This window comes from Spirulina sp. LEGE 11439 (genome assembly GCF_059821285.1).
In genome coordinates, this window is sequence record NZ_JCAMRX010000003.1 from 112,097 (window position 1) to 126,382 (window position 14,286).

13 protein-coding genes are annotated in these 14,286 nt (G+C 45.6%); 8 read left to right on the forward strand and 5 right to left on the reverse strand.

Annotated elements, in window-relative coordinates; genetic code table 11:
* Positions 1 to 61: 61 nt before the first annotated feature.
* The 4 genes from AC6RV6_RS03100 to crtH all read right to left on the reverse strand — a co-directional run bounded on the left by AC6RV6_RS03100 (position 62) and on the right by crtH (position 6,417).
* Complete coding sequence (locus tag AC6RV6_RS03100) at positions 62 to 412, reverse strand: tetratricopeptide repeat protein (RefSeq protein WP_500238850.1); 351 nt, start codon at positions 410 to 412, stop codon at positions 62 to 64.
* Between the two features lie 201 nt (positions 413 to 613).
* Complete coding sequence (locus AC6RV6_RS03105) at positions 614 to 3,628, reverse strand: two-partner secretion domain-containing protein (RefSeq protein ID WP_500238851.1); 3,015 nt, start codon at positions 3,626 to 3,628, stop codon at positions 614 to 616.
* A gap of 172 nt (positions 3,629 to 3,800) precedes the next feature.
* Positions 3,801 to 4,769: an arsenosugar biosynthesis arsenite methyltransferase ArsM gene (arsM, locus tag AC6RV6_RS03110; RefSeq protein ID WP_500238975.1), complete on the reverse strand. Its 969-nt coding sequence runs from the start codon at positions 4,767 to 4,769 to the stop codon at positions 3,801 to 3,803.
* Between the two features lie 115 nt (positions 4,770 to 4,884).
* Positions 4,885 to 6,417: a carotenoid isomerase gene (crtH, locus tag AC6RV6_RS03115; RefSeq protein WP_500238852.1), complete on the reverse strand. Its 1,533-nt coding sequence runs from the start codon at positions 6,415 to 6,417 to the stop codon at positions 4,885 to 4,887.
* Positions 6,418 to 6,664: 247 nt separating this feature from the next.
* Between crtH and upp the strand changes: the two genes are divergently transcribed.
* The 6 genes from upp to AC6RV6_RS03145 all read left to right on the forward strand — a co-directional run bounded on the left by upp (position 6,665) and on the right by AC6RV6_RS03145 (position 10,749).
* A complete protein-coding gene (gene upp / locus AC6RV6_RS03120) occupies positions 6,665 to 7,315 on the forward strand; it encodes a uracil phosphoribosyltransferase (RefSeq protein ID WP_500238853.1) in 651 nt (216 codons plus the stop codon).
* A 53-nt stretch (positions 7,316 to 7,368) separates the two neighbouring features.
* Complete coding sequence (locus tag AC6RV6_RS03125; protein WP_500238854.1) at positions 7,369 to 7,680, forward strand: ssl2009 family thylakoid membrane protein; 312 nt, start codon at positions 7,369 to 7,371, stop codon at positions 7,678 to 7,680.
* 80 nt (positions 7,681 to 7,760) lie between these two features.
* Positions 7,761 to 8,063 carry a YggT family protein gene (locus AC6RV6_RS03130; protein ID WP_500238855.1) on the forward strand — a complete coding sequence of 101 codons (303 nt, stop codon included), beginning with the start codon at positions 7,761 to 7,763 and terminating at the stop codon, positions 8,061 to 8,063.
* 112 nt (positions 8,064 to 8,175) lie between these two features.
* Positions 8,176 to 9,579 (forward strand): aminopeptidase P N-terminal domain-containing protein, encoded by a 1,404-nt coding sequence (locus AC6RV6_RS03135; RefSeq protein ID WP_500238856.1) that lies wholly within the window; start codon positions 8,176 to 8,178, stop codon positions 9,577 to 9,579.
* Positions 9,566 to 10,444, forward strand: coding sequence for a signal peptidase I (lepB, locus tag AC6RV6_RS03140; protein WP_500238857.1), 879 nt, complete (start codon positions 9,566 to 9,568; stop codon positions 10,442 to 10,444). The genes AC6RV6_RS03135 and lepB overlap by 14 nt, the downstream gene beginning before the upstream one ends.
* 128 nt (positions 10,445 to 10,572) lie before the next feature.
* Complete coding sequence (locus AC6RV6_RS03145) at positions 10,573 to 10,749, forward strand: hypothetical protein (protein WP_500238858.1); 177 nt, start codon at positions 10,573 to 10,575, stop codon at positions 10,747 to 10,749.
* 258 nt (positions 10,750 to 11,007) lie between these two features.
* Here the strand turns inward: AC6RV6_RS03145 and AC6RV6_RS03150 are convergent, their stop codons facing one another.
* Positions 11,008 to 11,451 (reverse strand): Rrf2 family transcriptional regulator, encoded by a 444-nt coding sequence (locus AC6RV6_RS03150; RefSeq protein ID WP_500238859.1) that lies wholly within the window; start codon positions 11,449 to 11,451, stop codon positions 11,008 to 11,010.
* A gap of 255 nt (positions 11,452 to 11,706) precedes the next feature.
* On the opposite strand from AC6RV6_RS03150, the gene AC6RV6_RS03155 reads away from it, so the two are divergent.
* Together AC6RV6_RS03155 and AC6RV6_RS03160 are read left to right on the forward strand one after the other, a co-directional pair.
* Complete coding sequence (locus AC6RV6_RS03155) at positions 11,707 to 12,108, forward strand: AbrB family transcriptional regulator (protein WP_500238860.1); 402 nt, start codon at positions 11,707 to 11,709, stop codon at positions 12,106 to 12,108.
* Positions 12,109 to 12,329: 221 nt separating this feature from the next.
* Entirely contained in the window at positions 12,330 to 14,177 is a 1,848-nt protein-coding gene (locus tag AC6RV6_RS03160) for a beta-barrel domain-containing protein (RefSeq protein ID WP_500238861.1), read from the forward strand.
* Positions 14,178 to 14,286 lie beyond the last annotated feature (109 nt).

Below are 14,286 nucleotides of genomic sequence, written 5' to 3' on the forward strand. Positions count from 1 at the left end.
AATTTTTATGCAGGCGATCGCTTTGATTTACGAAACTTTACAAAATGCGTTTTTCGTGAGGTCAACCGTATTGCAAGTGGTCAATGTGCCAATTCGTAGTATGACTTGTTAGAACAATAGAGGAAATTCCATCCGGGTGAATTACTCCTAAATCCGCAAGAGTTTGAGCTTCTTCACTTTGACTCTCAACATCTTGGAAAATCTTTAGTGCCGTCTGCAATACATCTAGTGCCTTAGAAAATTTGGATTGCTCGAGTAAAGCAATTCCCAAAGAATGTAACGCAGCACCTTCTCCTCTGCGATCGCCAATTTGCCGTGAAAGCGCTAAATGCTTTTGAGCATAATGAGTCGATAGCTTGTAATTTTCTAACGTCTCGTAAAGATTGGCTAAAAAGAGAGCGCAAAAAAACATAGCGATCGCGCAGCAAATTCATATAATTTAGCCAAGTCGGTTCGTCACAAACTGTTTTATATTCCCGAAGATAAAGTGCAGCTTGACGATAATAACGACGAATGGCGCTTATTAATTTCTTTCTCAATGACTGTAGGATAATCGAGAATGGAAATCGTTTTGTCTTGGGTGAATGCGCTCTTTTTCTCCAGCAACTTTGATTTAGAAAGACTCGAATGAAGCGCAATTTTCTGGTAATTGCGCTGCCAACATTCTTGGCACTTTTGTGAAAAGTTCCCAAGAAACAGGAGAAAGGCAACTCGGTGCGATCGTTGCACTATCTTCGATTTCTAGTTGACTCAATGTAATGGACAGGATACCGATCTCTGCGGGTATCAGGGTGAGAGTGCTAGACTCTGCAAACCCCGAGAGAATTTGAAAATCCCCTGCGATCGACCAACCAAAACCCCCCGTACCTCCCATTCCACCAGCACCGCCACCACCGCCACCGCCACCGCCAACACCGCGACCGCCGCCACCGCCACCGCCGCCATTACCACCACTTCCCCCATTTCCTCCCGTCCCATTGAGGGTTAAGTTCCCCGGAGAGGTAAAAATCTGGCCGCTAATCAAAGTTAGTCCTTCTCCCCCATTTCCCCCGTCACCGCCATTACCACCCGCACCGCCGCCGCCACCACCTGTATCACCACCACTCAAAGGCGCACCATTACCACCTTGTCCATTAGCAGAACCATTTTGTCCGTTATTTGTGCCAGTTGTGCCAAAACCACCATTACCGTTCCCTGTCCCTCCATCACTCCCATCATTATTAGTTGTTCCACCAGCAGTGTTACCTGTTGCTCCATTTCCGCCATTTCCGCCACCACTTCCACCATTTCCACCACCAGAAGCACCGCCCCCACCGCCTAAACCGCTACCCCCACCGCCGCCGCCACCATTTGTATTAGAAGTACCGCCACCACCACCACCACCACCTATTCCACCTACATTGCCGTTACTAGGAGTGCTAGAATCTGAACTTCCCGAGCCGCCAGCACCTCCCAAAGCTCCTCCTCCTCCGCCACCTCCTGCTCGTTTTTTTGCCCCCGATCCATTCCCAGTACCCCCGCCACCATTGCCTCCACCCACACGACCACCTGCACCGCCACCACCGGGATCGGTATTGCTACCCCCTACACCACTACCTCCATTCCCTCCTGCTGTTCCACCATTTCCCCCCAAGGGGAGAGTTGCACCGGTATTGCTACCACCACCACTCCCACCACTGCCAATTCCACCATTGCCACCATTTCCACCCGTTCCAATCAAACTTACTAAACCATTTGTAGAACTCATTAAGCTATTAGTCAGGGAAATTCCGCTTCCTCCATTACCACCGCTTCCTCCATCTGTTCCTGCAGCACCTCCCAAAGTATTTACGCCACCATTTGCACCATTTGCACCGTGGGTTCCCGTACCGCCATCGCCACCGACCCCTGTGAGGGAAATATTGCCGCTTGTGGTGGTCAAACTGCTGTTATTGAGCGCAATTCCTGTTCCTCCTGTCCCGCCGCCGTCAGAACCTGTTGTTCCTCGACCGATGAGGGTAATATCTCCGGTTTCCGTGGCGATCGCCGCATTATTCAGAGCAAGTTCTCCGCCGTTACGATTATCGGCATCGGCATTCAACTTGACAAAACCGTTGTTTGTCGTGATGTTGGCGTTGATGATAATGCCATTATTCGCAGATGCCTGCAATCCGATTCCTTCTGTTGATAGGGCGATCGCACTACTAACAGTAATACGATTGGTCGCTTCTAAAATTACATTTGCTGTTGCATTGTTAATCAAACTTACATTTAATTTGGCATCCAGAGGTGTATCGCTAAAATTCAATGTTGTATTGTTGGTGTTGCCCCCACTGGCAACAATTTCGATATTCGTGGGATCGAGTAATAATGTCCCATATTCTCCTTGAGAAGCAGAAGTATCGACGCGACCTTGAAAGTCTAAAAAATTTGCTCCAGAAACTTCAACAAATCCCCCATTGCCTCCATTTTGACCGCCCTGTACTGCAATTTCTCCATGAAAGCGAGTGGTTTCGTTTGCCCAAACAATCACTCGTCCCCCGTTGCCAGAAGTTAAAGCATTGGCTTGAATCATGGTATCGGAACTGATTAAAGTTTGTTCTGCGATAGAAAGAGAACTCGAGCCGCGATCGCCTCCCCCAATGCGAATATTGCCACCGTTATTGACTCCAGACGCATCTAAATTTGCAGCCAGTAAGCCGATGTTGTTGCCAATAATATCAATGGTCGGGGTTAAGTTTGGCGATCGCGTTGCCGTAGCGATCGCACCCGAAATAATGACCGTTCCTGCTGTTTCGGGTAAACGCATATTGCGATCGGCCAAGTGAACTGTACCTTCTGTATTTTCTATCAATCCAGTCTTGCTTTCTCCTAGCAAATAACGAGGAATATCTGATAGTTTTAAGCCCGTGATTTCTCGGTCTCCAGCTTGTACGGGTTCGACATCAAGAATAATACTTAAAAGCATTCCGGTTTGAGAAATCTTAACTTGATTTTGTCCCGGAATTGCGGCAATGGTAACATTTCCTCCCGGTGCAGAAAATGTTCCCGTACTGAATACAGATCCCGCGATCGCATAAATATTTGCTCCCGGTTTAACTGCTAAATCACCTCCATTCACAATTACTCCGGGTTGCAGGGTATCAAAAAACAAACCTGTAGGGTTGCCTGTCAAAGACGAATAATCATTCGTTCCCGAGGCATTAAAAAAGCCATTGTCAAACCCAATCCGATTTGCTGTTGAAATGCCAAAACTTCCCGGTACATCTAATCTTGCCCCGCGAGTAAAGACCCATCCTGCTTCATTGACTAAATATAAATTACTATCTCCACCACTCAGGCGAATTAGTCCTTCAATCACTGAAGGATTTCCGCCCACGACTCGCCCTAAAATATTGTTAATTTGAGGATGAGTAATAAAATCGGCAATTTCGTGAGGTGTTAAGCCAAATTCTTGGAAACTGTGAAATAGGTTAAACCCCGATCGCGTTCCTCCTGTAATCGTATAAATATCATTATTTTGCGTGACTATCGTATTAGTGCGATCGGAAGCTGAAACAATCGATTGAGCGCGAAGATTTTGAGGTAGAACAAAGGGAAGACAAGAAAGAACAGCCAATAGGAAACTAAGACGAAATTGAGCTAACACGAGATATACCTAAAATCTAGCTTAAATAACCAAGAGTATATGATACCGGATCGCGATCGCTTTTTAAATACCTTTTTCATCGGAGTTCAGGTTGAGCCAAAACGCTAAATCCTTAAATCAGGGCAAAAATTGGCGTATTGCCCTGATTTAAGGTTAATTTTGTGAATTGATATTAGCAGCAACCGCCGCCGTTGTAGTGCCAAGTCGAAGGTGTGAGAGTAATGCGATCGCTAAAATGAGTTGTAAAATGTGCTGCTGTTTTGTCACAGATGCCCAGAGGTACGCCGCGCTGTAAAATGTGACCGTTACCGTCGTTAAAATTTTCTTCGCTGCCTCGATAAATTGCCATTTTCCCTGTAAAAATGCAAGCACCATCGGGAGGAGTGGGAATTTTAAAAGCAGCAGAATCTAAACTTTCTAATAACAAATCTTCTTCTAATTGGTAAGTCTGGCGATCGAGGAGACGATAGGGACGACGCGTCCGAATTTCAACTTGTCCGAAACCTGCATCCACCAATTGCTGGATGTATTCTTCATAGGTTAGCGCTCCTGATAAGCACATGGCCCGCAAGCGATCGTCTTCTCGCAAATGAAAGGGGATCGGAACAGTCGCAATAGGATCGCTCATTAATAACCGTCCTCCTCTTTTCAAGACTCGATAAGTTTCTCCCAAGGCTCGAGCTAAATCTTCTGGAGAAAAAATGTTAAATAAACAATTTTGCGCGACTACATCCACTGAATTGTCAGCAATGGGTAAATTAAAGGCATCTCCGACGCGAATATCGACAAATTCAGGTTCAAACCAATCATTTTTTTCTGAAGCGATGAGGAGATTTCTCGTGGCTGCTTCTCGCATTTCTGCGACAGGATCGACCGCAATAACGGCTTGGGGTTGGCGAGAAAAATAAGCAAATTGCAATGCTTCTAAACCACCTCCAACACCAATATAAAGTACTTTGGGCTGCCCGACGAGTTCGGTGGCTTGTACGGTTGTTCCGCACCCATAATTCATGTCATACATGATGTTGGGGACATTTAAACCGGGAAATTGTTGTGGGGGGCTTTGTATGCAACAAAGTCCTGTTTCGGGAGTTTCGGCAACTTCTTTATAAAACTGTGCTGTTGCTTCTAAGTAGGTCATATTGGGAGGAGACAAAGATTGATTGTTCAATGTATATTGTAAGTCTATCCATCTGGATGTTCTTTGAAAAAATGTTAAATTACTAATCGATAGGAATTGCGATCGCTTTCCTGCATCATAAACCTAAATCTACTGCCACCCGATGAGCACAAGCAAACCCGGAAAACGCCACTGCATTTAATCCTTGACCCGGAAATGTACTATCTCCCACGCAATATAAACCCGGAATCGAAGTCCGATTAAAGGGCATTCCCAATAACCCCATTAATTTGCGTCGAGGAATGGGTCCGTAGGTGCCATCTTCCCGTCCTAAAAAGCGCCGATGGGTACGTGCGGTTCCTACTTCTTGATAGTCCAAACCGGCAATTAAACCGGGAAAAATTGCCTCTAAACGTTCAATTAAGCGATAAGAGGCTTCCTCTTTTTTCTCTTCGTATTCTTTACTGGAAAGTCCTTGCCAATCGTCAATCCAACTCGGTGTAAAGGCATGAATAATATGGTGTCCTTCTGGGGCGAGGTCGCGATCGAGTAGGGTGGGAATAGAGACAAAAATTGTTCCTTCTGGGTCTTCCATGCGCTGCCAATCTTCCAAAAGAATGTGATGGCATTCTGTCCCCTCGGGTAAAATTTCTGCTTTCACTCCCAAATGCAAACTCAAGAAACTGGGTGATTTCTGATAACGCTTTTGCCAATTCTTTTCCTTCTTCGGCATCATTTCTGGGGGTAATAATTTCTCGAAGGTATCCCAACGGGTTGCGTTAGAAATAATGCGTTTGCCTCGATATTCTTGCCCATTTGCCAACTTAACCCCGATCGCTTTCCCGTTTTCCATTATTATTTTTGTCACCCGCGCTTTATACTGAATGCGTCCTCCAGCCTTTTCCAAGCCTTCTACCAATTTCAAGGCAATTTGACCGACTCCTCCTTTCGGGTAGTTAATTCCCCCATAATGGCGATCGCTAAACACCATTCCTGCATTAATCATTGGCGTGCGATCGGCGGGAACCACCGACCAACAGTAGCATTCCATATCGATAAACTGGAGTAAAACTGGGTCGTTAATATAGCGACGGGCAATATCTCCGACATTTTGAGGCAAATATTTTACTAAACCGAGGCAAGCGAGGGGATGCTGGAAAAAGACGCGCATTAAATAACCCAACTCTTCGAGGGATAACAATTCCATCACATTCAAACAGTTAAAGACTCGCCAGCACTCATCATAAAACTTGCGAATTCCTGCTTTTTCTCGGGGAAAATGTTTGCCCAGTTCTTGCAAATATTTCTCATAATCGCGATGAACTTTTAAATCCAAACCCGCCGGTAAATGATAGTGAATCTGACAGGAATCGGGAATGGTCTCCAAACTCATTCCCACTGCATCAAGGGCGCGAGTTAACAGGTTTGTCGTGCCCTCTGTCCCAAACCCAAAGATCATTGAGGCTCCAACATCAAAGCGATACCCCTCTCGTTCAAAATATCCCGAACTTCCTCCCGGAATGAGATAGCGCTCCAAAACCAGCACTTTTGCGCCTTTTGCCGCCAGTTGCGTCGCTGTCACTAAACCACCAATTCCCGACCCAACTACGATCGCATCCCAATGGGTGACAGGTTCTTTCTCTCGTACAGATTTAACTGGGGTATTCATAGCCTTCTTCTTTCAAAGCAATCCCCAGTGTACCCCCAAACGAAGAAAAACGGGACTCGGCTGCTATCCATGCCCCGTCCCGCTTTGTTGTATTCCTATAAGAGGAGAACACCATGAATTCAAGATAACCTTATTGAAAATAAATGTCAATAGCAAATGAGAAATTTTCTCAACTACTGGGAAGATTTTCCGATCGCGGAGCAATTGCAGTATACTGGTCGAGTTTGTGACAAAAATCCCGATAACGATGAGCTTGCAATTTCGCGTCTACGTTCCCGATCACCCCTTAATCAAGCATTGGCTGGGAGTCGCCCGCGATCGCGATACCCCCTCAGTTCTCTTCAAAAGCGCGATCGTCGAACTGGGACGGTGGTTGACCTATGAGGCCTGTCGTCATTGGTTGCCGACTCGAGAGACGACGATAGAAACGCCCCTTGCCCCTGCCCCTGCGACCTTAATCGATCCGACTCAACCTTTAGCGATCGTTCCCATTTTGCGAGCGGGACTGGCTTTGTTAGATGGGGCGCAAACGTTACTTCCCCTTGCGACGACCTATCACCTCGGTTTGGTGAGAGACGAAGAAACCTTAGAAGCCAGTTGTTATCTCAATAAACTCCCCGATCGCTTCGATCCGCAAACCCGCATCTTACTTCTCGACCCCATGCTCGCGACCGGAGGGTCGATGCTCGCGGCCCTCGAAGAATTGACCCAACGAGGGGCAAACCCAGAACTGATGCGAGTGATTTGCGTGGTTACCGCTCATCCCGCCTTGCAAAAATTGAGCCAAACCTATCCCAACCTCAATCTTTATACGGCAATTATTGACGAAACTTTAAACGAAAAAGGATATATCGTTCCCGGTTTGGGAGATGCTGGCGATCGCGCCTTTGGCACTTAAACCGTTAAACTAAAAGAAAGAACAACTCAGAACGAAAGATGAGCTAGGGGAATATGAGTCAAAGAGATGGATTTCCGAGTGGATTTATTTTCGGCGCGATCGTGGGCGGCGCGATCGGCGGTATCGTGGGAGTGCTGGCAACCTCTAAACGCAATGCTTTAAACCCAGAGAGCGTGCCAGCCAATGAAGATGATATCCTCCAATCTGCGGCCAGATCTGAAAGTATCGAACAGAGTGCCGAACACAGTATTGAAATTGCCCGTCGTAGTTTAGAGGCCAAGATCGCCCAGTTAAATTCAGCCATTGAGGATGTGCGGCAACAATTGAGCAGTCCCGTGAGTGGCGAAAATGGCGATCGTGAATGATTTCTCGATACTTCCCGGCTATATCTCGAAACGAGAGCTTGTACAATAGAAAAAACGATCGATTTAAGGGAGTTAACAACATGGATTCGTCTATTATTATCCTCTTGGTTACAAGCCTGTCTACGTTCATTACTATTTATTCTTACCTGCTGATCGCTCGCATTTTACTGACTTGGTTTCAGACTGCGGAGTGGGCGCAACAAATCATTGGTTTTCTCGGCCCCATTACCGATCCCTATCTCAATATTTTCCGTTCGTTTATTCCCCCTTTAGGTGGATTTGATCTTTCTCCCATATTGGCTCTGATCGCTTTAAGTTTTATCGGGCGAATGATTGGACAGTTTTTAGTGGGTTCGGCGAGTTTGGCTGGTTTTGCCCTCTAATTCCCTGTGAATTTCTTGAATTCAGATGCGACGCATTCGACAAGCGCGATCGCATCGGTTTGTTCGATCTCAATACCTTATCCCAGATATGGTGATGTAGGAATGTATTTGAATGTATTGTTCCAATCGAGATATTGCTTCTACCCTGCGCCAACGCCGCCAAAATCTCGATCGCCAGATCGATTTTCCCGCGATCTTGTGGTCGGGATGTGCGCGATCGCGAAACTTTCCCGCTAATTTGTATCCCTTTCGCGCCAGCAGTCATTTCCTTTATTTTGCGGGATTGCCGTTAGAAAATGCCGCTATTTATTTGGATGGTGGCAAATTAGAATTATATTGGGATAACCCTTCAGCAGAAAGCACCCTTTGGTACGGACAGCAACGCGATCGCGACGAAATTGCCGCCCAAATTGGCGCGAATGCCGCTTATCCCTTCACCGAATTAAGCGATCGCGCTCGAGGTGCAGCAACCATCGCCATTCAAGATGCTGTTACTTATCAACAACAAATTAAAATTTTAAATCGTCCCCTACAACCGCCACAAGAGAGTGAAGATCTAGATTTAGCACTGATTAAAGCGATTATTTCTTTAAGATTAACCCACGATCGCGATGCCTTATCGGAGTTGCAACAAGCGATTGAGGTTGGCATAGAAGCGCATAAAGCAGGAATGGCCGCAGTAACGAGAGCAAAAACGGAAGCAGAAGTCCGAGGGGCAATGGAAAAGGTCATTATTGCTCGCAATATGACTTGTGCTTATAACAGTATCGTCACCAAACACGGAGAAGTCCTGCATAACGAACGCTATCATCACCCCTTGCAACCCGGGGATTTAATCTTAGCCGATGTGGGAGCAGAAACCCCCTCGGGTTGGGCTTCGGATATTACCCGTACCTTTCCCGTGACAGGGAAATTTTCGCCAACACAACGGGATATTTACGATCTGGTTCTGGCGACACAAAAGCGATGTATCGATCTCATAGCGCCGGAGGTAGAGTATCGAGAGATTCATCTCCTTGCCGCTTTGACGATCGCAGAAGGATTGATAGATTTAGGAATTTTACGAGGTCAACCTTGCGAATTAGTCGCTTGCGATGCCCATGCTTTATTTTTTCCTCACGGTATCGGACATTTGTTAGGCTTAGACGTACACGACATGGAAGATTTCGGAGATTTAGCCGGCTATGCAGAGGGGAGAAAACGTAGCGATCGCTTTGGTTTGGGATACTTGCGTTTAGATCGTCCCCTGCAATCTCAGATGCTTGTCACCATCGAACCCGGATTTTATCAAGTTCCTGCTTTACTTCAGCAGGCACGAACGCAGACTCAATACAAAAATATTGTCAATTGGGAACGTTTGGCACAATTCGCAGACGTGCGTGGCATTCGCATTGAAGACGATGTTTTAGTGACTGAATCCGGATGTAAAGTATTAACAGAAAAATTACCCAAGTTTGCCGAAGATGTAGAAGAATGGGTCATGGACAAGAGGGAATCAGTCATTGTTGAAGGTTAAAGATCCGTGGTTGGGGGTTAATCTCTCTCTGTTTTTTCCAGGACTCGATCTCCATTCGAACAACCCTAAGCGTGAAAAAATACCGAGAATTCGTAAAAATCCTTGGTTTGCTGTTTTCTTATCCCGCATTCTCCCCGGATTGGGACAATTTTACCTGCAAGATGCGGCCTTGGGCGGACTGTTTTTGGGACTGACAATTATTTTTTCGTTTGCAGATGATTTCCTGCCGATTTTATCGGTTGTCACGGGTGCGATCGCGGCCTTTGCTGCTGCTGTTGCTTATATTGCTTTTCCTCGAAAACATAACGTCAAGGGGAATAGATTTCTGGTTCTGAGTATGGCGATCGCAATTTTAATTTGGGGCATTTTTATTCGCTATCTTCCCCTTGGATTGGCGCATTATATCGAAATGTTTGTCGTTCCCAGTTCTTCGATGCAGCCTACCTTACAAATTGGCGATCGTATTTTGGTCAGTAAATTTGCTCATTATCGACCGCAACGGGGAGATTTAGTGGTGTTTGTCGCGCCTCAAAATGCCCGCGCCCTCGATTCAAAAGTTCACTCCCAAGAAGAGATTTTTTACGTCAAGCGAGCGATCGCTTCTGCCGGACAAACAGTGAAAGTTACAAGAGGATTGGTATACGTTAACGATCGACCCTTATCCGAAAACTATCTGACGGATTTTCCTACCTACGAACTTCCTTCTCAACAGATTCCCCCTCATTCCTATTGGGTACTCGGGGATAATCGCAATAATAGTTTTGATTCTCATGTTTGGGGGGTTCTTCCCGCCGAAAATATTATCGGTCCAGCCTATAAAATCATCTTTCCACTCTGGCGATCGCGCTCTCTCTTACCCGATTAAATTGGCAGAAGCCTCCTGTTTGCGACTCGGCGATCGCTAATTTCTTTCTGACTCGAAGGAGTGCCGATCTCTACTATTCCCAGAACCTAAAACCGATAAAATCAGATGATTTTGGAGGCTTGCTAACAATGCGATCGCCTTCTCATCGGAAAGATGATTACTTTTTTTTGAGAACAACAGGTAAGGAACAAGCTAATGATGTAAAAATCAACGAAAAAGTTATCTCGCTAATTGAATTAAATCTTGTCAGAAATTGCCAGCATGACCGAGAATGGATTGCCGAGAAATCCGCGATCGTAAAATAGGGGAAAATAGAACACTGGGAATGCAAAACGCTGCAAATTCGGCTTCGATCTTACAAGCATCGAGAGATGTCTGTCAAATTAATAACCCTTCGATAATTCCTGTAATGCTTTGTAGAGAAAGAGTTTAAGCTCAATTTAGCATTTCTGAGTCTGTAGGAGAGGCAAGACAAAGAGCCAGCAGATTATTAATGCTTTCTCACGAGGTCTTTACGTCTTTAAAGTCAAGTTTTTTCTTGCAAGTGAAGATATATTCCTATTTTAGACAACAAAACTAGCTTCTTCTCCGCGCGTGGCTTGCCAACTGCGAGCATCGTAGTAAAGATCGGCAAGAGTGATGCGATAAAGCGACTCTTTGAGTTGTTCGTCCAAGCGCTTCCATAAACTCAATGCGACCCAATCTTCTGCGCGATCGGCATCGGGAATATGTTTGGGTAAAGGCGCGACTTCTTCTCCTACTGCCGCGAAAATTTGTCCTAGAAAAATTTGTGACGGATGGCGAGCAAGTTGATAGCCTCCTCGAGAACCTCGTATTGATTGGACTAAACCTGCTCGACGCAATTCAATCAGGAGTTTTTCTAAATAGGGAGCCGGAATATCTTGACGTTGTGCGATCGTGCAAACCGAAGCCGGTTTATTCTTGGGTTGTAAACTCAAATCCAATAAAGCCTTGACGCTGTAATGCCCGCGAGTTGTCAGTTTCATCAGTTAGTTTGTTCGATAAACTTAGAGGCTGTTATGAGCAAGGAAGGCTTGCAGGTACAAAATGTTACGATTTTCTCATGTTTGCTTCCAATCCTCTTTAATAAGTTTAAACTCTGGTTGACTTCAAGACAAAAAATATAGTTGGATATGGTAAAGTGATGAAAGTTAAAAGTTAAAACTATTGTCTTTACACCTCTGTTATCGGACAATAAGAAGAACCAAGACGAAGAACAACCAACACCGAGCATTAAATTAATGAGTACGACCAAAAATCCCGACCCCTTAGTCGGTCAAGATCTCCTTGATAAACTCAAAGCTCTTGAAGATCGCCCTAAAGAAGAAAAAGCCAGAGAATGCGGTTACTATACCGTTACAAAGAATGGCATCGAGCGCGTTAATATGATGAAGTTCCTCAATGCTCTTATTGATGCAGAGGGGATTGAATTAGATGGTGCGAGCAACGGTGGCGGACGCGGCGGACGTTCTGCGAGTTTCCGTATTAGCGTACAATCTAATGGCAATCTTTTAATCGGCTCGGCCTATACGAAAAAAATGGGATTACAGCCTGGCGATGAGTTTGAAATTTCTCTCGGACGCAAACATATTCATCTGAAACAAATTACAGATGATGAGGACTCGGAGTTAGACGAAGAATAAAATTTCTCGTAAAACCACTGGTTAAATTGCAAGTCAAATCGAGAGCGATCGCTCTCGATTTGACGAAATATTGTTACAAAAAAAAGAGACTCTCTGTCAAGGCGATCGCGCTATTTACTTCCTTCTAATACCGATAATTACCCTTATCGGTACTAGAAGAAAGCGAATATTGCTAGGGCAATGCGGTATAAATTAAAAAGATTGCATCCCCCATCGATCCTATGAACGGCAACGGCTTCAAACCGAAAAGACGGCGCATTAACTTTGCGGACAAAAAGAGCGATTATCAGCAACCCAAACAGGGAAGCAAACCCCAAGAATCTGCCCTCGTTCCCCAAAAGAGCGGACAATTGGTGAAGGCCGAACCGACACAACTGGCTTATCCAGTCTTTGAACAACCCGTAGTATTGCGTCAGTCTCCAATTTGGTCGCGCTTCATTGTTTGGACGATTTTAGGCGTAGTGACCTTTGGCATCGGTTGGGCGTATCTGGCGGAGATCGAGCAGGTCGTTCCCGCGCAGGGTCAACTCAAACCCCAAGCAACAGTTAAAGAAGTCCAAGCGCCTCTTGAAGGGGTAGTAGAGGCAATTTTTGTCGAGGAAGGGGATGCGGTGGAACCGGGGCAAGTTCTCATGGCTTTTGACTCGACTGCTGCTTTGGCTGAATTGGAAACCTCGCGATCGCTCAAGAAATCCCTCGAGGAAGAAAATAAACTTTATCGCGGTCTCATTGAAACTAAAGATCCGAATGCCATTCGCAAGGCCATTATTGAATTAAAACTCCCGTCCAGCATTCTTCTCCTCACTCGCAACCGTGAAGAACTGATTGCAGAAAATCGCTTTTATCAGGCACAATTAAGTGGCAATGGGAGTAATTTAGCTGCCGATCAAAAGGCGAGGTTGCAAGTGGCCAACGCCGAATCGCGATCGCGAGAAGCAGCAGCCCAGTTAGGAGTCGTTCAATTAGCCAGAGAACGACAACAAAATCAAGTCCAAATCGCCGACGCACAAGCAACGTTCAAAACAGATCGCCAACTCCTCGGGCAAATGCAGCAGCGTACTCAACAAATGCAGCAACGCGCTCGACAAACGCAGCAACGCGCTCAAAATGAGATTCAAAGCAAACTTGAAGCCCTGAGCATTGAAGAAGGAATTCTTAAAGATATGGCCCCGATTGTCAAACAAGGCGCAATGGCACGGTATCAATACGAGCAACAGCGCCTCCGGGTGAGCGAAATCCAGTCGGAAATCCAACAAATTCGAGATAATGCCCGCATTGAACAAGATAATGCCCGCATTGAACAGGATAATGCCCGCATTGAAGAGGAAGAACAGCGCAAGCAAATCAATACAGGTCGAGCCAATATCGACCGGCTTAACAAAGAACAGCAACGCCTAACAGCAAGTATTGCCCAAGCCCAACAAGAATCGATTAATACCTCCACCGTCACTGTCAAAGACGTGCGGGAGGCCATGGCGCAAAATAACAAGCGCATCGCTGAAATTGACAGTCAACTCATTCAAGCGGTTCTCAATATCATTGTCAGCAATGATAAGCAAATTAAAGAGCTTGCTGGCAAAATCCTCCAACTCGAGCAAACCTTGGAATATCAAGAAGTAACGGCAACCGTCGGCGGAAAAGTCTTTGATTTGCAAGCATATCGGGGCTTTGTTGCCAACCCCAGCGAAACCCTCCTCTCCATTGTTCCTGAAGATAATCTTGTGGCAGAAATCTTCATTACCAGCGAAGATATCGGTTTCGTGCGCGAGGGCATGAAAACTGATGTTCGCTTCACCTCTTTTCCGTTTAGTGAATTTGGTGACGTGAAAGGTGAAGTGATTTCTATTGGTTCCGATGCCCTTCCCCCTGATGAAATTTATCAATACCATCGTTTCCCAGCAAAAGTGAGTTTGGATACCCAATATCTTCTTACTAAAGATCGTCAGATCTCTTTGCAATCTGGGATGGATGTCACCATCAATATCAAAGTTCGCGAAAATCGCAAGGTGATCAGCTTATTTACCGAACTGTTTACCGATAGTATCGAAAGTCTCAAGGAAGTGAGATAAATTGAGAATTGGCAATCGGGATGATTTAAAATAATATTTTTTCCAGATGCGATCGCGCGATCGGCAAGCTATCCTGATATCGGCTCTCGAATTAAACACAGATAATATT